The organism is Streptomyces sp. GS7 (assembly GCF_009834125.1).
GTDB lineage: Bacteria > Actinomycetota > Actinomycetes > Streptomycetales > Streptomycetaceae > Streptomyces.
The window spans coordinates 7,330,876-7,351,499 of record NZ_CP047146.1 but is presented as its reverse complement, the minus strand read 5'-3'; the positions used below and the strand labels follow the sequence as shown (position 1 = coordinate 7,351,499).

The 20,624-nt window shown below is 71.0% G+C and carries 21 protein-coding genes and 5 tRNA genes; 18 read left to right on the top strand and 8 right to left on the bottom strand.

The genetic code is table 11. The annotated features are described in order from the left end of the window. Positions 1 to 171: 171 nt before the first annotated feature. The 4 genes from GR130_RS31890 to GR130_RS31875 all read right to left on the bottom strand — a co-directional run bounded on the left by GR130_RS31890 (position 172) and on the right by GR130_RS31875 (position 5,348). Positions 172 to 765 carry a GTP-binding protein gene (locus GR130_RS31890; RefSeq protein ID WP_159507910.1) on the bottom strand — a complete coding sequence of 198 codons (594 nt, stop codon included), beginning with the start codon at positions 763 to 765 and terminating at the stop codon, positions 172 to 174. Next, positions 746 to 1,156 (bottom strand): DUF742 domain-containing protein, encoded by a 411-nt coding sequence (locus GR130_RS31885; RefSeq protein WP_016576235.1) that lies wholly within the window; start codon positions 1,154 to 1,156, stop codon positions 746 to 748. Before GR130_RS31885 ends, GR130_RS31890 begins: the two co-directional genes overlap by 20 nt. A 115-nt stretch (positions 1,157 to 1,271) precedes the next feature. Beyond that, complete coding sequence (locus tag GR130_RS31880) at positions 1,272 to 1,685, bottom strand: roadblock/LC7 domain-containing protein (RefSeq protein ID WP_018087204.1); 414 nt, start codon at positions 1,683 to 1,685, stop codon at positions 1,272 to 1,274. 9 nt (positions 1,686 to 1,694) lie between these two features. Continuing rightward, positions 1,695 to 5,348: a sensor histidine kinase gene (locus tag GR130_RS31875; RefSeq protein WP_159507909.1), complete on the bottom strand. Its 3,654-nt coding sequence runs from the start codon at positions 5,346 to 5,348 to the stop codon at positions 1,695 to 1,697. Between the two features lie 609 nt (positions 5,349 to 5,957). Here GR130_RS31875 and GR130_RS31870 point away from each other — a divergent pair. From GR130_RS31870 to GR130_RS31830, 9 genes are all read left to right on the top strand, one after another. Next, the gene (locus GR130_RS31870) at positions 5,958 to 6,143 is read left to right on the top strand and encodes a hypothetical protein (protein ID WP_159507908.1); all 186 of its coding nucleotides are present in this window, start codon (positions 5,958 to 5,960) and stop codon (positions 6,141 to 6,143) included. An 82-nt stretch (positions 6,144 to 6,225) separates the two neighbouring features. Beyond that, on the top strand, positions 6,226 to 6,999 hold the full coding sequence (locus tag GR130_RS31865) for a fumarylacetoacetate hydrolase family protein (RefSeq protein WP_159507907.1): 774 nt from the start codon (positions 6,226 to 6,228) through the stop codon (positions 6,997 to 6,999). After that, on the top strand, positions 6,992 to 8,470 hold the full coding sequence (gene gltX, locus GR130_RS31860; RefSeq protein WP_159507906.1) for a glutamate--tRNA ligase: 1,479 nt from the start codon (positions 6,992 to 6,994) through the stop codon (positions 8,468 to 8,470). Before GR130_RS31865 ends, gltX begins: the two co-directional genes overlap by 8 nt. Before the next feature lie 98 nt (positions 8,471 to 8,568). Next, a complete protein-coding gene (locus GR130_RS31855; RefSeq protein ID WP_159507905.1) occupies positions 8,569 to 9,294 on the top strand; it encodes an HAD family hydrolase in 726 nt (241 codons plus the stop codon). An 88-nt stretch (positions 9,295 to 9,382) separates the two neighbouring features. Beyond that, positions 9,383 to 9,454: transfer RNA gene (locus tag GR130_RS31850), tRNA-Gln, on the top strand. A gap of 21 nt (positions 9,455 to 9,475) precedes the next feature. Continuing rightward, a tRNA-Glu gene (locus GR130_RS31845) sits at positions 9,476 to 9,548 on the top strand. A gap of 62 nt (positions 9,549 to 9,610) precedes the next feature. Then, positions 9,611 to 9,683: transfer RNA gene (locus GR130_RS31840), tRNA-Glu, on the top strand. 16 nt (positions 9,684 to 9,699) lie between these two features. Beyond that, a tRNA-Gln gene (locus GR130_RS31835) sits at positions 9,700 to 9,771 on the top strand. Positions 9,772 to 9,828: 57 nt separating this feature from the next. After that, positions 9,829 to 9,901, top strand: a tRNA-Glu gene (locus GR130_RS31830). 274 nt (positions 9,902 to 10,175) lie between these two features. On the opposite strand, the gene ndgR is transcribed toward GR130_RS31830, so the two are convergent. Next, positions 10,176 to 10,895 (bottom strand): IclR family transcriptional regulator NdgR, encoded by a 720-nt coding sequence (gene ndgR, locus GR130_RS31825; RefSeq protein ID WP_159507904.1) that lies wholly within the window; start codon positions 10,893 to 10,895, stop codon positions 10,176 to 10,178. A gap of 173 nt (positions 10,896 to 11,068) precedes the next feature. On the opposite strand from ndgR, the gene leuC reads away from it, so the two are divergent. From leuC to GR130_RS31800, 5 genes are all read left to right on the top strand, one after another. Further along, positions 11,069 to 12,496 (top strand): 3-isopropylmalate dehydratase large subunit, encoded by a 1,428-nt coding sequence (gene leuC / locus GR130_RS31820; protein WP_159507903.1) that lies wholly within the window; start codon positions 11,069 to 11,071, stop codon positions 12,494 to 12,496. Between the two features lie 5 nt (positions 12,497 to 12,501). Next, positions 12,502 to 13,095: a 3-isopropylmalate dehydratase small subunit gene (gene leuD, locus GR130_RS31815; RefSeq protein ID WP_159507902.1), complete on the top strand. Its 594-nt coding sequence runs from the start codon at positions 12,502 to 12,504 to the stop codon at positions 13,093 to 13,095. 136 nt (positions 13,096 to 13,231) lie between these two features. Continuing rightward, entirely contained in the window at positions 13,232 to 13,477 is a 246-nt protein-coding gene (locus tag GR130_RS31810) for a hypothetical protein (protein WP_159507901.1), read from the top strand. Between the two features lie 125 nt (positions 13,478 to 13,602). After that, positions 13,603 to 14,250 (top strand): HU family DNA-binding protein, encoded by a 648-nt coding sequence (locus GR130_RS31805; RefSeq protein ID WP_159507900.1) that lies wholly within the window; start codon positions 13,603 to 13,605, stop codon positions 14,248 to 14,250. A gap of 94 nt (positions 14,251 to 14,344) precedes the next feature. Then, positions 14,345 to 14,548 carry a hypothetical protein gene (locus GR130_RS31800; protein WP_159507899.1) on the top strand — a complete coding sequence of 68 codons (204 nt, stop codon included), beginning with the start codon at positions 14,345 to 14,347 and terminating at the stop codon, positions 14,546 to 14,548. On the opposite strand, the gene cofC is transcribed toward GR130_RS31800, so the two are convergent. Continuing rightward, positions 14,529 to 15,251 (bottom strand): 2-phospho-L-lactate guanylyltransferase, encoded by a 723-nt coding sequence (gene cofC / locus GR130_RS31795; protein WP_159507898.1) that lies wholly within the window; start codon positions 15,249 to 15,251, stop codon positions 14,529 to 14,531. The two genes, GR130_RS31800 and cofC, sit on opposite strands and share 20 nt — an antisense overlap. A 131-nt stretch (positions 15,252 to 15,382) precedes the next feature. Here cofC and GR130_RS31790 point away from each other — a divergent pair, with 131 nt between their 5' ends. The 3 genes from GR130_RS31790 (at position 15,383) to GR130_RS31780 (ending at position 18,468) form a co-directional block, all read left to right on the top strand. Beyond that, the gene (locus tag GR130_RS31790) at positions 15,383 to 16,240 is read left to right on the top strand and encodes a lysophospholipid acyltransferase family protein (RefSeq protein ID WP_159507897.1); all 858 of its coding nucleotides are present in this window, start codon (positions 15,383 to 15,385) and stop codon (positions 16,238 to 16,240) included. After that, complete coding sequence (locus tag GR130_RS31785) at positions 16,237 to 17,238, top strand: NAD(P)H-dependent glycerol-3-phosphate dehydrogenase (protein WP_159507896.1); 1,002 nt, start codon at positions 16,237 to 16,239, stop codon at positions 17,236 to 17,238. The genes GR130_RS31790 and GR130_RS31785 overlap by 4 nt, the downstream gene beginning before the upstream one ends. Before the next feature lie 93 nt (positions 17,239 to 17,331). After that, positions 17,332 to 18,468 (top strand): D-alanine--D-alanine ligase family protein, encoded by a 1,137-nt coding sequence (locus GR130_RS31780; RefSeq protein ID WP_159507895.1) that lies wholly within the window; start codon positions 17,332 to 17,334, stop codon positions 18,466 to 18,468. A gap of 285 nt (positions 18,469 to 18,753) precedes the next feature. On the opposite strand, the gene GR130_RS31775 is transcribed toward GR130_RS31780, so the two are convergent. Then, complete coding sequence (locus GR130_RS31775; protein WP_159507894.1) at positions 18,754 to 19,245, bottom strand: DUF3515 domain-containing protein; 492 nt, start codon at positions 19,243 to 19,245, stop codon at positions 18,754 to 18,756. 9 nt (positions 19,246 to 19,254) lie between these two features. Next, a complete protein-coding gene (locus tag GR130_RS31770) occupies positions 19,255 to 19,488 on the bottom strand; it encodes an Lrp/AsnC family transcriptional regulator (protein ID WP_159507893.1) in 234 nt (77 codons plus the stop codon). 158 nt (positions 19,489 to 19,646) lie between these two features. Here GR130_RS31770 and GR130_RS31765 point away from each other — a divergent pair, with 158 nt between their 5' ends. Next, the gene (locus GR130_RS31765) at positions 19,647 to 20,615 is read left to right on the top strand and encodes a thiamine-phosphate kinase (RefSeq protein WP_159507892.1); all 969 of its coding nucleotides are present in this window, start codon (positions 19,647 to 19,649) and stop codon (positions 20,613 to 20,615) included. Positions 20,616 to 20,624 lie beyond the last annotated feature (9 nt).

The window sequence follows — 20,624 nt, the reverse complement described above, 5'->3', positions numbered from 1 at the left end:
GTGTCGAAAGCGACCTGATTCACTGTCGAAACGTTATGAAGCCACTTTGCAGGCGTGTCGAAGGACACAGATCGCCGTACCCGTGAACGGTACGGGTCCAGGGCAGGCTTCATAGCCCCCCGTTGACGACTGCCGTCCGGCCCGCGCCCGATGCGCGCGGGCCGTCGGCGGCTACTGGAGCCGGGCCATCAGCGCGTGTTCCACGAGCGTGATCAACGCGCTCTTGGCCTCGGCGCGGTGCCGGGCGTCGGTGGTGATGATCGGCGTCCCCGGGCCGATCTGCAGCGCCTCACGCACCTCGTCCGGTGTGTAGGGCTGGTGTCCCTCGAAGCCGTTGAGGGCGATGACGAACGGCAGGCCGCTGTTCTCGAAGTAGTCGACGGCCGGGAAGCAGTCGGCGAGGCGGCGGGTGTCGACCAGCACCACGGCGCCGATGGCGCCGCGGACGAGGTCGTCCCACATGAACCAGAAGCGGTCCTGGCCCGGGGTACCGAACAGGTACAGGATCAGGTCCTGGTCCAGGGTGATCCGGCCGAAGTCCATCGCCACGGTCGTCGTGGTCTTGTCCTGGACGTGGCTCAGATCGTCGATCCCCGCGGAGGCGGAGGTCATCACGGCCTCCGTACGCAGCGGATTGATCTCCGAGACGGCCCCGACGAACGTGGTCTTGCCCACGCCGAAGCCGCCCGCCACCACGATCTTCGCGGAGGTCGTGGCGCGGGCCGGGCTCGCCTCGTAGCCGCCGTCAGAGCTTGCGAAGTCCACTGAGCACCCTCTCCAGCAGGGTCACGTCCGGCGTGCCGCCCGCCTCGCCGCTGCCGCCCGGCTGGTGGATCGCCACCATCCCGGCCTCGGCCAGGTCGGCCACCAGGATCCGGGCCACACCCAGCGGGATGTGCAGCAGCGCGGAGACCTCGGCCACCGACTTCACCTCGCGGCACAGGTGGCAGATCCGCTGGTGCTCCGGCAGCAGACCGGGCAGCTGGGACGGGTCGGCGGTGGTGCTCACCAGCGCCTCTATGGCGAGCTGGTAGCGGGGCCGGGTCCGGCCTCCGGTCATGGCGTAGGGGCGCACCAGCGGCTGGTCACCTTCGCTCCCGTACGGCGCTGAGCTGTAGGCGCCGTACGGGCCGGAAGTGGCGGGTGGCGGTGTCATGGGTCCTCCGGACGGGACAGCGGACTGTCGTCGGGTTGGGCCGGTGGGGGGTGCGGCATGCGAATGGTTGAGGGGTTACCGGGTGCGGTGCGGCGCTGCGGACGCCGCCGCGCACTCAGTTCAGCAGGCTGCCCTGCAGTTCGGCGCGCAGGTCGGGCGTCAGGACGGTGCCCGCGCGGTCGACCAGCAGGGCCATTTCGTAACCGACGAGGCCGATGTCGCACTCGGGGTGCGCCAGTACGGCCAGCGACGATCCGTCGGAGACGGACATGATGAAGAGGAAGCCGCGCTCCATCTCCACCACGGTCTGGTTGACGCTCCCGCCCTCGAAGATGCGGGAGGCGCCGGAGGTCAGCGACGTGAGGCCGGAGGCCACCGCCGCCAACTGGTCGGCGCGGTCGCGGGGGAAGCCCTCGGACATGGCGAGGAGCAGTCCGTCCGCGGAGACCACGACCGTGTGGGACACCCCGGGGGTGTTGTCCACGAAGTTGGTGATCAACCAGTTCAGATTCTGCGCCGCCTGGCTCATCGGACTCAACTAACGCTCCTGCTGGTGAGTGGGATCGACAATGCCGTGGTTGCCGGTGGACGACGTCCCGGCCTGCCGGCCCTGCTGGATACCGCGGCGGAGATTGGTCAGCCGCCCGCGCACCTCACTGGGCGCGCGCGAGACCTGCGGACCGTTCTGGGGGGACTGCTGCTGGGCGGTGCCCGCGACGAGGTTGGCGCGGGGGACCCGGCGGGGCAGCCCGGACGTGGTCACGCCGCCCGAGGCGGGCTGGCGTATCTGCTCGGCCTGCCGCCAGGTCTCGTCGTTCGGCGAGGTGCGCCACTGCGCCGTGGCGTCGGCCGGCGCCGGCGCGGCATCGCGGGCGCCGCCGGCCGGCCCCGCGGCGGGTGCCGCGCCGTCCTGCTCGGCCCCGCGGCGCGGCAGCGGCGCCGCCTCGGCGCGGTCCGCGCGGTCTGCGCGGTCGCCGGTCCGTGGCGGTACACCGGCGGCCGCCGAGGCCGGGTGGTTGAACCAGTTGGACTCGATGGTGTCGAAGATCGGCGTACGGCCGTCCCCGGGGCCGGCGTCCGCGCCGTCGAGCACATCGCCGCCGGCCGGGGCGGGGCCGGCCGCCGGCCGGTCGCCCTCGGGGCGCGCGAACTGGCCGGTGTCGTACCGGCCGGTGTCGCTGTCGGGTCGGGCGTACTGCCCGGTCTGCCCGCTGTCGCCGTCGGGGAGCGGGAACTGCCCGGTGTCGCCGTCCGGTCGGGCGTACTGGCCGGTCTGCCCGCTGCCGCCGTCGGGGCGCGGGAACTCCCCGGTGGCCTCCGGCTGCCGGGGCGCGAACGGGTCGGCGCCGTACCTGCCGGCGGTCTCCGGCCGCCCGGTGTCGTACCGGCCGGTGTCGCTGTCGGGTCGGGCGTACTGCCCGGTCTGCCCGCTGTCGCCGTCGGGGAGCGGGAACTGGCCCGTGCCGCCCGGCCCGTCGGCCGAACCGGTCCGCGCCGGCCGCCCGCCGCCCGCGCGCGGAGCCGGCCCGCGGGCCGCATCCGGGCGCGGTGCGCCGAAGTCGGGACGGGCGAACGCCGAGGTGTCGCCGGGGCCGGCGGCCGGGGCGGGCCGCTCGAAGCTGCCGGTGCCCTCGGGGTCCTCGTGGCCGCGCGGCTGGTCCTGCGCCTCGCGGGGCGCCAGCGGCCAGTCGTCGGAGGAGCCGCGGTCGCGGCGTACGCCGAGCGAACCGTCCGTCGGCCGGGCGGTGTCCCGGGGGTCCCGGGCGTCCTGGCCGGGGCCGCTGCCCGGCAGTTCGCCCGCGGCGTTCCGCGCCGGCAGCTGGGGCCGCTCGTCGCGGCCGGGCACGCCGGCGGGCGGGGCCACGGCCGGGGCCGGGGCGCCGTCCGCGCCACGGGTGGGCAGCGCGGGCCGCGCGCCGGCCGACCGGGCGTCGCCGCCGCGGGCCGGGGCCGTACGGCTGTCGGGAGCGGCGGAGCCGAACGCGTTCGGCGCGCCACCGGGGCCGCCGCGGCCGGGCAGCGCGGGCCGCCCGCCGGGACCGGAGCCCACCTGGCCGCGCGGCTGGAGTCCGGCCAGCCGGCTGGAGGGGCCGCCGGCGACGTCGCCGGTGCCCTTGGCGTTGCTCGGCGCCGGCTTCTTGCCGCCCTGGGCGACGTCGACCGGCAGCATGACCAGGGCGGTGGTGCCGCCGGAGTCGGACGGCCGCAGCTGGATGCGGATGCCGTGCCGCAGCGACAGCCGGCCGACCACGAACAGACCCATCCGCCGGGACACCGAGACGTCCACGGTCGGCGGGCTGGCCAGCCGCTCGTTGATCGCCGACAGGTCCTCGGGGGACAGGCCGATGCCGGTGTCGTGGATCTCGACCAGGACGCGGCCGTCGGGCAGCGCGTGACCGGTCACCTTGACCTTGGTCTGCGGCGAGGAGAACGAGGTCGCGTTCTCCAGCAGCTCGGCGAGCAGGTGCACGAGGTCGTTGACGACCCGGCCGGCGACCTCGGTCTGCGGTACCGCGTTCAGCTCGATCCGCTCGTACTGCTCCACCTCGGACGCGGCGGCGCGGAGGACGTCGACCAGCGGCACCGGCCGGGTCCACCGGCGGCCCGGCTCCTCACCCGCGAGGACGAGGAGGTTCTCGCCGTTACGGCGCATACGCGTGGCGAGGTGGTCGAGCTTGAAGAGGGAGGAGAGCTGGTCCGGGTCGGCCTCGCGGGACTCCAGTTCGGAGATCAGCGAGAGCTGACGCTGGATCAGACCCTGGGAGCGGCGCGAGAGGTTGGTGAACATCGCGTTGACGTTGCCCCGCAGCAGCGCCTGCTCCGACGCCAGCCGGACCGCCTCGCGGTGCACGTCGTCGAAGGCCGCGGCCACCCGGCCGATCTCGTCCCGGCTGTGCACACCGACCGACTCGACGGAGGTGTCCACGTCCTGCGGGTCGGCCTCGGACAGCTGCTTGACCAGCTCGGGCAGCCGGTCCTGGGCAACCTTCTGCGCGGTGTCCTGGAGGCGGCGCAGCGAGCGGACCATGGACCGGGCCACGACGAACGCGCCGACCAGCGAGACGCCGAGGACCAGCAGGATCACCGCACCGTTGATGATGGCGTCCTGGGTGGCTGCGTCGCGCAGCTCGCGGGACTTCTGGTCCATCTCGGACAGCAGCGAGGTCTCGATGCGGGACATCTCGTCGATCTTGACGGTGTCCGAGTCGTACCAGTCGAGGTACTTGTACTCCTGGCTGCGGATGCCGCTGGGGCTGTTGAACGCGCGGTGCGCGAACGCGACCGCGGCCTTGATCTCGTCGTTGTTGCCGTCCAGACCGCGGGTGAGCGCGCCGGCGTTGCCGCTGTAGATCTGCGCGAAGCGGTCGCGGGCGGCCTTCTCGTCGTCCTCGGCGGTGTGGCCGGCCTGCCGGTCGTTGGCGGACAGCTGGGGGCCGCCGGAGTGCGCCAGGCCCGCGCTGACCAGGGCGCGCTGCATCGACGCGTACTCCTTGGCCGACGAGAACGCGGCCAGTGCGCGGGTGCTGCGGATCATGTCCGGGTTGCTGGTGGCCAGCGCCATGTCCTGGGACAGCTGGAGCAGGGAGTTGATCAGCTGGTTGTAGGAGGTGACGGTCCGCGCGACGTTGTTGTCGTCGTTGTACGCGTTGGCGCGGATCTCGTTGAGGGTGTTGAGCTGGCGCCCGATCTCCAGGATGGTGGCCCGGACGCCGGCCATCGTGGTGTCGTCGGCCTTGATGTCCCCGGTGGCCTGGTTGAACGACACTTTGGCGCGGTCGGTCGCCTCGCGGGGCGCGACCACGTTGGCGTCGTCCTTGGCGTTGCCCGTGCCGGCCAGCGGGCCGGCCGACTTGTCCCGCTCGACCTGGAGCGCGTCGGCGAGCTCGGTCGCCTGACGCGTCATCTCGGTGAGCAGCTGCATCTTGTCCTGCTGGTCGATGTTGTCCAGCTGGGTCGCGATGCGCATGCCGCCGAGTGTGGTCGCGGCGACGACGGGAAGCGCGAGCAGGGAGACCAGGCGGGTGCTGATGCGCCAGTTGCGCAGCGCTATTCGGTTTCCGGGCCCGGTGGGGCTGGTCTTGGGCTTGCCACCGTCCGCGGCGTCCCCGCCCGGAGTCTGTGCGCGGTCGGTCTCGCCGCGCAGCTCCGGGTCAGCCGCAGCGTTGCCATCCCTCTTGAAACGTCCCTGCACTAGCGTCGCAACCTCTGGACCAGGCGTCCCCCCGCGCCAACGGCGGGACGGTGTCGAGTCGAAGGGGACCGCAAAGCCCCCCATGGCGGTCGTGAGTGACCGGCGGGCTGCCCCCTCTGGCCGAGAGAGCGGCACCACCGCGCGGCGCTCCTTCGCGCCCGTGCGCGCCGGCTTGAACGTGCGGCGGTCCGTGGAATTCCAGCACAGTGCCGGATCTCCAACAAGAGCGGAGCCGGTCGCTGTGACATGGGTGACGCAATGTACGGGACGTGTCACGACTTGTAGAAGACGCTGCCCCAGATTTCGGACTTTTACCCGCGAGTCGCGTACCCCCGTCCCCTGTCCCAGGTGCGGTGATCAGGAGCGGAACATGCGGTTCAATCCATCAATGTCCGTTTCGCCCACGGATGTTGATCATGGGAAATGCGGCATATGTCACATCGCTCGTGAGGAAACTCACAGGAAGATCGCCGACTTTACCGGCGTTCCCCAGGGAATAGCGCGCTTAGCCTGACGCTTTACACAGTTGCGTAAAACGACAAGCGCCTGACGGCGCGGTGGTCGTGACGTTCCGCAACCCTTCCCTGACACGACGCGAGGCATACAGCAGTGAAGACGACGATGATGTTCCGCAACATAGCCAACCCGCGGCGCACCACCCTGGCCCACCTCAAGGACGCCGACGAGCTCGGCACCATCGAGGTCCAGGAACACCCCGTCGACCTGCCCGGCCAGACCGCCAATCCGCGCCGCACCGTCCTGATGGACGCCCCGAAGCAGGACGTCCCGGCCTGAAAGGTCGGCGGAGCGGCAGTGCCCCCGCGATAGCCTGGAGTGTCAACTCCGGCCAGTGATCAATGAGGGGCAGCGGCAACCCGTGCGCATCGCCAGATTCTCCATCGACGGCAACGTCGGCTTCGGCGTCCTCGAAGGCGACGAACTCGACGTCATCAAGGGGCATCCCTTCGCGGAATTCGAGCGCTCGGGCCAAAAGGTCCCCCTCGACAAGGTCCGGCTGCTGCCGCCGGTCCTCCCCAACAAGGTCGTGGGCGTCGGCCGCAACTACGCCGAGCACGCCGCCGAGCTGGGCAACGAGGTCCCGGAGGTGCCGGTCACCTTCTTCAAGCCGTCCACCTCGGTGATCGGCCCCGGCGACCCCATCGCGTACCCCTCCTTCTCCCAGGAGGTGCACCACGAGGCGGAACTCGCCGTCGTCATCGGCCGGATGTGCCGCGAGGTGCCCCGCGAGCGTGCGAAGGACGTCATCCTCGGCTACACCTGCGCCAACGATGTCACCGCGCGCGACGTCCAGCGGCGCGAGAAGCAGTGGGCCAGGGCCAAGGGCTTCGACGGCTCCTGCCCCCTGGGCCCCTGGGTCGAGACCGGCCTGGACCCGGCGGCGATCGCCGCGGGCCTCGCCATCCAGTGCACCGTCAACGGCGAACAGCGCCAGCTCGGCCGCACCAGCGAGATGATCCGCCCGATCGAGGACCTGATCGTCCACATCACCGAGGCGATGACGCTGCTCCCCGGCGACGTCATCCTCACGGGCACCCCGGCCGGGGTCGGCCCGCTCAACGTCGGCGACGAGGTCGCCGTCACCATCGAAGGCATCGGCACTCTCACCAACAAGGTGATCAAGCGTGGCTAACGCGACCCCCGTCCGCGTCCGTTTCTGTCCCTCCCCGACCGGTAACCCCCATGTCGGCCTGATCCGTACCGCCCTGTTCAACTGGGCCTACGCACGGCACAACAAGGGCTCCCTGGTCTTCCGCATCGAGGACACCGACGCGGCCCGCGACTCCGAGGAGTCCTACAACCAGCTGCTGGACTCGTTCCACTGGCTCGGCTTCGACTGGGACGAGGGCCCCGAGGTCGGCGGCCCGCACGCCCCGTACCGCCAGTCGCAGCGGATGGACATCTACAAGGACGTCGCGGAAAAGCTCCTCGCCGCCGGCCACGCCTACCACTGCTACTGCACCACCGAAGAGCTCGACGAGCGCCGCGACGCCGCCCGCAAGGCCGGCAGGCCCTCCGGCTACGACGGCGCCTGCCGCGATCTGACCGCCGAGCGGAAGGCCGCCTACGAGGCCGAGGGCCGCAGCTCGATCGTCCGCTTCCGGATGCCCGACGAGCCGATCACCTTCACCGACCTGGTCCGCGGCGAGTTGACCTTCACCCCGGAGAACGTCCCGGACTACGGCATCGTCCGCGCCAACGGCGCGCCCCTCTACACGCTCGTCAACCCCGTGGACGACGCCCTGATGGGGATCACCCACGTCCTGCGCGGCGAGGACCTGCTCTCCTCCACCCCCCGCCAGATCGCCCTCTACCGGGCGCTGATCGAGCTGGGCACCGCCACGTCGATCCCCGCCTTCGGCCACCTCCCGTACGTCATGGGCGAGGGCAACAAGAAGCTCTCCAAGCGCGACCCGCAGGCGAGCCTCAACCTCTACCGCGAGCGCGGCTTCCTCCCCGAGGGCCTGCTGAACTACCTGGCGCTCCTCGGCTGGTCCTTCTCGGCGGACCAGGACCTCTTCACCGTCGGCGAGCTGATCGAGAAGTTCGACATCGCCGACGTCAACGCCAACCCGGCCCGCTTCGACCTCAAGAAGGCCGAGGCGATCAACGCCGACCACATCCGCCGGCTGGACCCGAAGGACTTCGTCGCGGCCTGCGAGCCCTGGCTCGCGGCGCCGTACGCCAACTGGGAGCCCGAGGACTTCGACCGGGCCGCGTGGGAGGCCGTCGCCCCGCACGCCCAGACCCGCCTCACCGTCCTCTCCGACATCACCGCCAACGTCGACTTCCTCTTCCGCAAGGAGCCCGTCGAGGACGAGGCGTCCTGGACGAAGGCGATGAAGGGCGACCCGGCGGCCCTGCTCACCACGGCCCGCGCCAACCTGGAAGCCGCCGACTGGGCCGACCCCGAGTCCCTCAAGCAGGCCGTCCTCGCCGCCGGCGAGGAGCACGGCCTCAAGCTCGGCAAGGCCCAGGCCCCGGTCCGGGTGGCCGTCACCGGCCGCACGGTCGGCCTCCCGCTCTTCGAGTCCCTGGAGATCCTCGGCAGGGAGCGCACCCTCCAGCGCATCGACGCGGCGCTCGCCAAGCTGGCCGGCTGACCCCGCGAAGCACCCCCCTCGGGCCCGGAAGCCGCACGGCTCCCGGGCCCGAGGCGTATCCGGGCACAATGGCCCCACAGGCAACGGGAAGGCCGCCCATGACCGTCCGCGCCGTCCTCTGGGACATCGACGACACCCTCTTCGACTACACGGGCTCCGACCGCACCGGCGCGCTGCGCCACCTGGAGGCCGAGGGACTGGTGGACGCCTACGGAGGCGTGGAGCCGGCGCTGGCCCGCTGGCGCGCGGCCATGGAGACCGAGTTCGCCCGCTTCCTCGCAGGTGAGGTCGGCTTTCTCGACCACCGCAGGGCCCGCGCCCGGACGTTCCTGGGCACCGAGCTCTCCGACGACGAGGCGGACGCCTGGTTCGCCCGCTACGTGGCCCACTACGAGTCCGCCTGGACGCTCTTCCCGGACTCCGGCCCCGCCCTGGAGGAGCTGGCGCCGCTGGTCCGCCAGGCGGTGCTCTCCAACTCCTCGACGGCCAACCAGGAGCGCAAGCTGACCACCCTGGGCATCCGGGAGCGCTTCGAGGCGGTGCTCTGCGCCGACGAGCTGGGACACGCCAAGCCCGCCCCCGAAGCCTTCCTCGGCGCCTGCGCGGCGCTCGCCCTGCCGCCGTCCGAGGTGCTCTACGTGGGGGACAACCTCGACGTCGACGGACGGGGTGCCCGGGACGCCGGACTGGTGGCCGTGTGGCTGGACCGCACGGCCGGTGGCGCACAGCCGCCTCCGGGGGTGCGCCGGATCGGCGGCCTGGCCGAGCTACCCGAGCTGTTGCGCGGAGTTATCGGTTTTGGAGCCCCGTCCGCGATCAGGTAATGTTCTTCCTGCGCCGCCCGAGAGGGCCGAAAGGTCCGGCCGGGAAGCGCAGATCAAATCAAGCCCCCAGCCGGGGGTTGCGCTTTGATGGCCTATGGTGTAATTGGCAGCACGACTGATTCTGGTTCAGTTAGTCTAGGTTCGAGTCCTGGTAGGCCAGCTCGCAGAGCTCATCTGCAAAGCCCCCGTTGTGTAGCGGCCTAGCACGCCGCCCTCTCAAGGCGGTAGCGCCGGTTCGAATCCGGTCGGGGGTACAGATCCTTCCCGGGGAGACAGCCAGGGTCGCACCCACTGTCACTCACGCAGGATCGCTAGGGCCCCCGTTGTGTAGCGGCCTAGCACGCCGCCCTCTCAAGGCGGTAGCGCCGGTTCGAATCCGGTCGGGGGTACTGGTCTAAACCACCATGGGCTATGGTGTAATTGGCAGCACGAGTGATTCTGGTTCATTTAGTCTAGGTTCGAGTCCTGGTAGCCCAGCGCAGTGTGTCGCTTCGGCACGTGTCTCGATGACATCGCTCAACTGCAGCAAGACTTGCCCCCGTTGTGTAGCGGCCTAGCACGCCGCCCTCTCAAGGCGGTAGCGCCGGTTCGAATCCGGTCGGGGGTACAAGAAGAAGGCCCCCCGCGTATGCGAGGGGCCTTCTCGCTGTCTCAACCGCCGTGTGCGGGGCCCGGATCGGGATTCCCCCGCGGCTCGACCGGGCCGGCTCGACCGGGCCGGCTCCGCGCCGTCCGCGGCGAGTTGGGCCGCCGGTGGCGGTTGCGGCCCGCGGGCGGTGGGCAGTTGGCGCCGACGGGAGCCGGTGTGCGCCGAGGGGCGGCCGGCCGGTCGTCGCGGGGGCCGGCCGGTCGTCGCGGGGGCCGGCCGGCCGGCGGGGCGCTCAGGCGCCGTTGCGGCGCAGTCCGTCGGAGAGGCGGGCGGCGGCGTCGATGACCGCCTGGGCGTGCATACGGCCCGGGTGGCGGGTCAGCCGCTCGATCGGGCCGGACACCGAGACGGCGGCCACCACGCGGTTGGAGGGGCCGCGTACGGGCGCGGAGACGGACGCCACGCCGGGCTCCCGCTCGCCGATCGACTGGGCCCAGCCACGGCGCCGTACGCCGGACAGCGCGGTGGCCGTGAAGCGGGCGCCCTGGAGGCCGCGGTGCAGCCGCTCCGGCTCTTCCCAGGCCATCAGGATCTGGGCGGCCGAGCCGGCCTTCATGGGCAGCGTGGAGCCGACCGGGACGGTGTCCCGCAGTCCGGACAGCCGCTCCGCCGCCGCCACGCAGATCCGCATGTCGCCCTGCCGGCGATAGAGCTGGGCGCTCTCGCCCGTCACATCGCGCAGATGCGTGAGCACCGGCCCGGCCGTGGCCAGCAGGCGGTCCTCGCCGGCCGCCGCGGCCAGCTCGGAGAGCCGGGGGCCGAGGATGAAGCGGCCCTGCATGTCCCTCGCCACCATCCGGTGGTGTTCCAGTGCCACGGCCAGCCGGTGGGCCGTGGGTCGTGCAAGCCCGGTCGCCGCGACCAGCCCGGCGAGGGTGGCCGGACCGGACTCCAGAGCGCTCAAAACCAGAGCTGCCTTGTCGAGAACGCCGACGCCGCTAGAGTTGTCCATGCAACGATACTCGCGTCTCACAGTGTGAAACGCAAGTTCAATTTTCCAGGGAAGTCGTCAATCTGTAGGTGCGGCCCTCGACCAGGGCCCGGCGTCAGGCCCGTCAGGGGACATTCGCGGGCATCGCGCACAGACGAGCAAGGCCGGCACAGCGGCCGGCCGGAGGGAAAGCGATGGGACGGACACTTGCGGAGAAGGTCTGGGACGACCACGTCGTCCGGCGCGCGGAAGGCGAGCCCGACCTCCTCTTCATCGATCTGCACCTGCTGCACGAGGTCACCAGCCCGCAGGCGTTCGACGGCCTGCGCAAGGCCGGCCGACAGGTGCGCCGGACGGATCTGACCATCGCCACCGAGGATCACAACACCCCGACCCTCGACATCGACAAGCCGATCGCCGACCCGGTCTCGCGCACCCAGCTGGAGACGCTGCGCAAGAACTGCGCGGAGTTCGGCGTCCGCCTGCACCCGCTGGGCGACGTCGAGCAGGGCGTTGTCCACGTCGTGGGACCGCAGTTGGGACTGACCCAGCCCGGCACCACCGTGGTCTGCGGTGACAGCCACACCTCCACCCACGGCGCGTTCGGCGCGCTGGCCTTCGGCATCGGCACCAGCCAGGTCGAGCACGTCCTGGCCACCCAGACGCTGCCGCTGGCGCCGTTCAGGACCATGGCGATCACGGTGGAGGGCGAGCTGCCCGAGGGCGTCACCGCCAAGGACCTCATCCTGGCGATCATCGCGAAGATCGGCACCGGCGGCGGCCAGGGCTACGTCATCGAGTACCGCGGCCAGGCCATCGAGAAGCTGTCGATGGAAGCCCGGATGACCATCTGCAACATGTCGATCGAGGCGGGCGCCCGGGCCGGCATGATCGCCCCCGACCGGACCACCTTCGACTACCTCCAGGGCCGCGACCACGCCCCCGAGGGCGAGGACTGGGACGCCGCGGTCGCGTACTGGAAGACGCTGCGCACCGACGACGACGCGGTCTTCGACGCCGAGGTCGTCATCGACGCCGCCTCGCTGTCGCCGTTCGTCACCTGGGGCACCAACCCCGGCCAGGGTGCGCCGCTTTCGGCCAGCGTCCCCGACCCGGCTTCGTACGAGGACGCCTCGGAGCGGCTCGCCGCCGAAAAGGCCCTGGAATACATGGGGTTGACAGCAGGTCAACCGCTGCGCGAGATCACCGTGGACACCGTCTTCGTAGGTTCGTGCACCAACGGCCGGATCGAGGACCTGCGCTCTGCCGCGGCGATCCTGGAAGGCCGTTCGGTCGCCGAGGGCGTACGCATGCTGGTCGTTCCCGGCTCGGTGCGGGTCGCCCTCCAGGCCGTTGCGGAGGGCCTGGACAAGGTGTTCACCGCGGCCGGCGCCGAATGGCGGCACGCGGGCTGCTCGATGTGCCTGGGCATGAACCCCGACCAGCTGGCGCCCGGTGAGCGCTCCGCGTCCACCTCCAACCGCAACTTCGAGGGCCGGCAGGGCAAGGGGGGCCGCACGCACCTGGTCTCGCCCCAGGTGGCCGCCGCAACGGCGGTTCTCGGCCATCTGGCCTCACCCGCCGACCTGTCCGACGCCGTCGCCGAGCCCGCGGGAGTCTGAGAACCATGGACGCTTTCACCACCCACACCGGCCGGGCCGTTCCGCTGCGCCGCAGCAACGTCGACACCGACCAGATCATCCCGGCCCACTGGCTGAAGAAGGTCACCCGCGACGGCTTCGAGGACGGGCTGTTCGAGGCGTGGCGCAAGGACTCCGAGTTCGTCCTCAACCAGGCTGCGTACAAGGGCGCCACCGTCCTGGTGGCGGGCCCCGACTTCGGTACCGGCTCGTCGCGCGAGCACGCCGTCTGGGCGCTGCAGAACTACGGCTTCAAGGCCGTCATCTCCTCGCGGTTCGCGGACATCTTCCGCGGCAACTCCCTCAAGAACGGCCTGCTGACGGTGGTCCTGCCGCAGGAGACCGTGGACCGCCTGCAGAAGCTGGTGGAGGCCGACCCCACCGTCGAGGTGACCGTCGACCTGGTCGGACGGCAGGTCCGTGCGGAGGGCGTCACCGCGGACTTCGAGCTGGACGAGAACGCCCGTTGGCGTCTGCTGGAGGGTCTGGACGACATCAGCCTCACCCTTCGGGAGGAGTCCGCCATCGCGGAGTACGAGGCGAACAGGCCCGGATTCAAGCCGCGTACGATCGAGGTCTGACCTCGGGTTTTATGGCTCAAAGCCTTATTGCGTACGATGCGCCCCCTGTGCAGTTGGCAGGGGGCGCATCGGCTTGTCGAGGCAGCTGTTGAGGCCCCGTGAAGCGACAACTCGCCGCAGATGGCACAATTAGCGCATGGAACGCGACGACCAACTCAAGCTCTATGGTCTCGTCGCCGACCGACTCAAGGACGCACACGCAAGAGTGCGGACACTGCAAGTCCCGGAGGGCGTACGGATGGCGCTGACCCGGAAGCTGCTCGTCATCACGGCCGCGGCTAAACACGATCTTGCGGACGCGGCAAGGCGTCTGGAGTGGTTCATGCATGACCTCGACGAAGGTCGTTATCCCGAAGATGTGCATGCCGACGGAAGTCCGTGAAGGTCGAGTCCGTTGCGGCACAAGGGTGATTAGCCCGTTTCGTGTTTGATTTGCGGTATATATCTGCCTAACGTGCGAAAAAGCTTGGAAACTTTCGTTCCAGCAATGTCTCCGAAGGGGAAGACGTGAACAAGGCGCAGCTCGTAGAAGCCATTGCCGACAAGCTCGGCGGCCGTCAGAACGCCGCGGATGCGGTGGACGCCGTACTGGACGCAGTCGTCCGTGCAGTTGTCGCCGGCGACCGGGTTTCGGTTACCGGATTCGGCTCGTTCGAGAAGGTCGACCGTCCGGCCCGATACGCCCGCAACCCGCAGACGGGTGAGCGCGTGCGGGTCAAGAAGACCTCGGTGCCGCGTTTCCGCGCGGGCCAGGGCTTCAAGGACCTGGTGAGCGGTTCGAAGAAGCTCCCCAAGGGCGGCGAGGTCTCCGTCAAGAAGGCCCCCAAGGGCAGCCTGACCGGCGGCGTGGCCATCAAGAAGGCCGCGGCGAAGAAGGCCGCGGCCAAGAAGGCCGCCGCGAAGAAGGTCACCGCCAAGAAGGTCACGGCGAAGAAGGTCACCGCGAAGAAGGTCACCGCCAAGAAGGTCACGGCGAAGAAGACCGCCACGAAGGCCGCGGCGAAGAAGGCCGCACCGGCGAAGAAGGCCGCCGCGAAGAAGGCCACGGCGAAGAAGACCGCGCCCGCCAAGAAGGCGACGGCGAAGAAGGCTCCCGCCAAGAAGGCCACGGCGCGCAAGACGACCGCCAAGAAGACCACCGCCCGCAAGCGGTAATTCCGCAGCGGAACGCCATGCGCCGGGCCGGTCTCCCTTCGGGGAGCCCGGCCCGCGGTGCGCCGCCCGCCGGGCGGCCGTCTAGGCTTCCCCCATGCAGGCCACCGCGTACACCTACGACGACGAGACCCGCTCCGGCAGCGTGCTGCTGGACGACGGGACCCCGCTGCCCTTCGACGCGGCGGCCTTCGACGCCGGCGGCCTGCGCCTGCTCCGGCCCGGCCAGCGGGTCCGGATCGACGTCACCGGCGAAGGGGACGCGCGGCGGATCGTGCTCGTCACGCTCCAGACGCTGTGACCTGCGGCGGCGCCTGATCGCCCTGGTCGTGCCGGCCGCGCGCGGCGGCCGGCAGCCGGCGCGTCTGGTGCGCGGTGTGCGGGCCCACGCCCAGCACCAGCGCGGCCCGCAGGTCCTCCCCGGTGTCCACGTCCCGGCGTACCGACGGCACGTCCGGTGAGGTGATCTCGTACGCCCCGGAGGCCCGGTGGCGGACCCGCGAGGCCCCGCCGAATGCCGGGTCCAATTCCACACCGGAAGTCGCGGTCAGAAGTGTTGTCCCGATATCTGCCGCATCCGCGAGAAATGCGCGGGGAAATAGCGATGCGGAATGGAGCACCTGTGCCAGCTCGGCCGGGCGCAGTGCGGGAAGGTCGGCGTTCAGCGCGGCGATGGGCGCACCGGGGCGACGCGCCCGTACCACGGCCGCGCCATGGGCCAGTGCGGCATTCAGTCCGTTGGCCGGAGCGTCCGGCACTATGCGCGCCCCCAGAGCCGCCAAGCGCTCCCCGGCCAGCGGGTCGTCCGTGACAACCGCCACATCCCGCACGTCCGCGCAGGCCAGCGCGCCCGCGACGGTATCCAGGGCGAATGCCAGCGCCAACCGCGGCCGGAACTCGTCGCCGGCCGCCGGGGAGAGCCTGCTCTTGGCCCGCACCAGCGGTTTCAGCGGCACCACAAGGCTCCAGCCCACATCCGCTCCGTCTCTTCGCATCGGGATCATTCTCACCTGTTGCCGCCGCCTTTCCGGAGCGGCGGGGTTACGGTGTTCTCGACATAGCGGGTACCTGGGGCGACACTTGTGCGGCTGCCGGCTCGCAGCAGCTTCGCAGGTCCCACAAGGAGGGTGTCCCAGTGTCCCGCCGCAGAATCGGCTTCTGGTACCGCTTGGCCGCGGTCATCTGCAAACCGCCGCTCTTGGTTCTGTTCAAGCGGGACTGGCAAGGAATGGAGCACATTCCGGCCGACGGCGGTTTTATCACCGCGGTCAACCACAACTCGTATCTTGATCCGCTCTCCTATGCGCACTATCAGTACAACACCGGGCGGGTCCCCCGATTCCTCGCCAAGGCCGGACTCTTCAAGAGCGGCTTTGTGGGCCTGATGATGCGCGGAACCGGACAGATCCCCGTCTACCGGGAAACCACCGACGCCGCCACCGCGTTCCGGGCCGCAGTGAACGCGATCGAGAAGGGCGAATGCGTCGCCTTCTACCCCGAGGGCACCCTGACCCGCGACCCCGAGATGTGGCCCATGCAGGGCAAGACCGGCGCCGCCCGGGTCGCGCTGCTCACCAAGGCCCCCGTCATTCCGGTCGCCCAGTGGGGCGCGAACGACGCGATGCCGCCGTACGCCAAGGAGAAGAAGCTCCGGCTCTTCCCGCGTAAGACGCTGCGGGTCAAGGCGGGACCGCCGGTCGACCTCGGCGAGTTCTACGGCAAGGAGCCCACCGCCGAGGTGCTGCGGGCCGTCACCGAGGCGATCATGGCCGCGATCACCGCGCAGCTGGCCGAGGTCCGCGGCGAGCCCGCGCCGGCCGAACCGTTCGACTACCGCAAGGAGATCGCCCGGGAGCGGCGCGCCGCCCGCGAGGCCGCCAGGGCCCGGGCCGCCGCCGACGCCGCCCTGGAACCGGCCGAGTCCACCGCACCGGCCGCCCCCGCGCCGCAGTCCCTCAGCAACCGGCAGGCACAGGAGGATGAAGGCAAGTGACGCGCTGCGCCGTCTTCGGCACGGGGTCCTGGGGCACCGCATTCGCGATGGTGCTCGCCGACGCGGGATGCGAGGTGACCCTGTGGGGGCGCAGAGCGGCCCTCGTCGACGCCATCAACAACGGCCGTACCAACCCCGACTACCTGCCGGGGGTGGAGCTGCCCGCGGGGGTACGCGCCACCACCGACCCGGCGGAAGCGGCCCGCGGCGCGGACTTCACGGTCCTCGCCGTGCCCTCGCAGACGCTGCGTGCCAACCTCGCCGAGTGGGCGCCCCTGCTGCCCTCCGAGACGGTCCTGGTCTCCCTGATGAAGGGCGTGGAACTGGGCACCGCGAAGCGCATGAGCGAGGTCATCGAAGAGGTCGCCAAGGTCCCCGCGGAACGCGTGGCCGTGCTGACCGGACCCAACCTCGCCAAGGAGGTCGCAGCGAGGCAGCCCGCCGCCGCCGTCGTGGCCTGCGCCGACGAGGCGGTCGCCCGCCGGCTCCAGACCGCCTGCCACACCTCGTACTTCCGGCCGTACACCAACACCGACGTGGTGGGATGCGAACTGGGCGGCGCCGTCAAGAACGTCATCGCGCTCGCGGTCGGCATCGCCACCGGCATGGGCCTGGGCGACAACGCCAAGGCGTCCCTGATCACCCGTGGTCTCGCCGAGACCACCCGGCTCGGCCTCGCCATGGGCGCCGACGCGCACACCTTCGCGGGCCTGGCCGGCATGGGCGACCTCGTCGCCACCTGCTCCTCGCCGCTCTCCCGCAACAACACCTTCGGCACCAACCTCGGCCGCGGGATGACGCTCCAGGAGACCATCGCGGTCACCAAGCAGACCGCCGAGGGCGTCAAGTCCTGTGAGTCCGTGCTGGATCTGGCCCGCCGGCACGGAGTCGACATGCCGCTCACCGAGACGGTCGTGGACATCGTCCACGAGGGCAAGCCGCCCCTCGTCGCCCTCAAGGAGCTGATGTCGCGGACCGCCAAGTCCGAGCGGCACTGAGCGCACCGCCTGCCTGACCGGCGCGTACGCCACGCCACCAACGGCCGCCGCGGCACTGACGCCGCGCCGGTCAGCAGGTACCCTCGACGCGATATGAGCAGCGAGACCTCCTCCCAGAAGCCCCGCGTCGCCGTCGTGTTCGGCGGGCGCAGCTCCGAGCACGCCATCTCCGTGGTCACCGCCGGAGCCGTGCTGGCCGCCATCGACCGCGACAAGTACGACGTGCTGCCGATCGGCATCACGACCGACGGGCGCTGGGCGCTCACCGCCGACGACCCGGCGCGGATGGCCATCACGGACCGGCGGCTGCCCAGCGTGGCGCAGCTCGCCGAGTCCACCGACGGCGCCGTGGTGCTCCCCGTGGACCCCACCAACCGCGAGGTCGTCTACAGCGAGCCGGGATCGGTTCCCAAGGCGCTCGGCGAGGTCGACGTCGTCTTCCCCGTCCTCCACGGCCCCTACGGCGAGGACGGCACCCTCCAGGGCCTCCTGGAGCTGTCCGGCGTGCCCTACGTGGGCTCCGGCGTGCTCGCCTCGGCCGTCGGCCAGGACAAGGACTACATGAAGCGGGTGTTCGCCTCCTTCGGGCTGCCGGTCGGCCCGTACGAGGTCATCCGCCCCCGCGAGTGGGAGAACGACCCCGCCGCCGCCCGCAAGAAGATCGTGGACTTCGCCGGCGAGCACGGCTGGCCGCTGTTCGTGAAGCCCGCCCGGGCCGGCTCGTCCATGGGCATCAGCAAGGTCGACGGCCTCGCCGGGCTCGACGAGGCCGTCGAGGAGGCCCGCAGCCACGACCCGAAGATCATCGTGGAGGCGCTGCTGCGCGGACGCGAGATCGAGTGCGGGGTGCTGGAATTCGAGGACGGCCCCCGGGCCAGCGTGCCGGCCGAGATCCCGCCGGTCACCGCGCACGACTTCTACGACTTCGAGGCCAAGTACATCGACTCGGCCGACGGGATCGTGCCCGCGCCGCTGACGCCGGAGCAGACCGCCGAGGTGCGGGAACTGGCCGTCGCGGCCTTCGAGGCGGCGTCCTGCGAGGGCCTGGTCCGCGCGGACTTCTTCCTCCAGGACAACGGCGAGTTCGTGATCAACGAGATCAACACGCTGCCCGGCTTCACGCCCATCTCGATGTACCCGCGGATGTGGCAGGAGAGCGGCGTCGACTACCCGGAGCTCATCGACCGGCTCCTCCAGGCGGCGCTGCGCCGGTCCACGGGCCTGCGCTGAGCACGGGCCCCTCGGGGGCGTGCGAACGGATCCCCTAGGGGATGCGCGCGCCCCCTGCGGGGCCCAACGCGGCCCGGCCGGGCCGTATTCCGGTACGCGCCGCCCTGGTCCGGTGCGCTGCGCACCGCACAGGGTTGCCGCCAAGGACTGCCGCCCGGGGGCCGGTCCGATGGGTGAGGGGCGGAACGGGGCAGGGGCGGACGGACGCCGGACCCCGGCCGGAGCCCCAGGGCCTGTGCGACGGGCCGGGACCGGAGAGGCCCCGGACGTCTTGCTGTGCTGCCCCTAGACCCCGGCCGGAATGGCCTTCTTCACGGCGTTCGCGAGGTCGGGGAGCACATCGACCTCGGGGGCGTACTTCCCCGGCACCGTCACCTCGACGTAGACCTTCCGCAGCACCGTCGTGAAGCGGTAGCCGTCGTCCTGCTTCTCGAAGAGCCACTGGACGCCGTTGACTTCCGCCGCGTCGGGGTTGGCGTTGTAATGTTCACTCCCGTACCTCAGCACGTCCGGCTTCGGCACTCCGCAGCGCAGCTCCACGGCAGGATCGCCCCATATGGCAGTGAAGTCCGAGACCGGCTCGGCGATACCCCGCTTCAGGCCGTTCACGGTCTGCGGCAGCGCCTTGTGGAGCGCCCGGCAGTGCTGCGCGGCGTCGCCCTCGGGGGAGGGCGCCGCCACGTGCGTCGCGGACGAGCAGCCGACCGCCCCGAACAGCACGGCTAGCAGGGGCAGGGCCAGGTACCGGCGTCGTGCACGTATCACCCGGCCGAGCATACGGGGGAGCTAGAGATGGACGACCGGGCAGGTGAGCGTGCGCGTGATGCCCTCTACTTGCTGGACCTTCGCGACCACCATGCGCCCCAGTTCGTCGACCGTGTCGGCCTGCGCGCGCACGATGACGTCGTAGGGACCGGTGACGTCCTCGGCCTGCAGGACGCCGGGGATCTTCGCGATCACTTCGGCCACCGCCGAGGCTCTGCCGACCTCGGTCTGGATCAGGATGTAAGCCTGTACCACGGAACCTCCAGGGCGGCTACGAGGATCATGTGGGAAGAAGGGACGCCACGGTACCGCGTCACCGAGCGGAGCGGGGAGACCCGCGCGGTGAACACGGCAAGTGCGGCGCAGTCGTCAGCCACGTACGGACCGTCCGTACACATGGGAAGGGCAACAGCATGAAGGGCACCGTGGGCGAGCTGGGGGAATTCGGGCTGATCAGGGAGCTCACCTCCCGGCTCACCTCCACCCCCGCCGTACGGATCGGGCCGGGGGACGACGCCGCGGTGGTCACCGCGCCGGACCGCAGGGTCGTCGCCAGTACCGACGTTCTCCTCGAAGGACGGCACTTCCGCCGCGACTGGTCCACCGCCTACGACGTGGGCCGCAAGGCCGCCGCGCAGAACCTGGCCGATATCGCGGCGATGGGCGCGGTGCCCACCGCCATCCTGCTGGGCCTGGTCGTCCCCGCGGAGCTGCCCGCGACCTGGGCCACCGAGCTGATGGACGGGCTGCGCGACGAGTGCCAGGTGGCCGGCGCCGCGGTGGTCGGCGGGGACGTGGTCCGCGGCGACACCATCACCGTCGCCATCACCGCCCTCGGCGACCTGCGCAACCAGGAGCCGGTCACCCGGGCCGGCGCGCAGCCCGGCGACGTCGTCGCGGTGACCGGCTGGCTCGGTTGGTCCGCCGCCGGCCACGCGGTGCTCTCCCGCGGGTTCCGCTCCCCGCGCGCCTTCGTGGAGGCGCACCGCCGCCCCGAGCCGCCGTACCACGCGGGCCCGGCCGCGGCGGGGCTCGGCGCCACCGCCATGACCGACGTCAGCGACGGGCTGGTCGCCGACCTCGGGCACATCGCGGAGGCCAGCAAGGTCCGTATCGACCTGCGGTCCGCCAGCATCGACATCCCCTCGCAGATGTCCGATATCGGTACGGCGGTCGGCGTGGATCCGATGCAGTGGGTGCTGAACGGCGGCGAGGACCACGCCATCGTGGCCACCTTCCCGCCCGACGTGAAGCTGCCCGCCCGCTGGAAGGTCATCGGCGAGGTCCTCAACCCCTCCGCGCTGCCCCAGGTGACCGTCGACGGCGCTCCCTGGGCGAGCGCCGGCTGGGACCACTTCGGGGACACCGCGGACGCGGAGTAGATTCGCCGC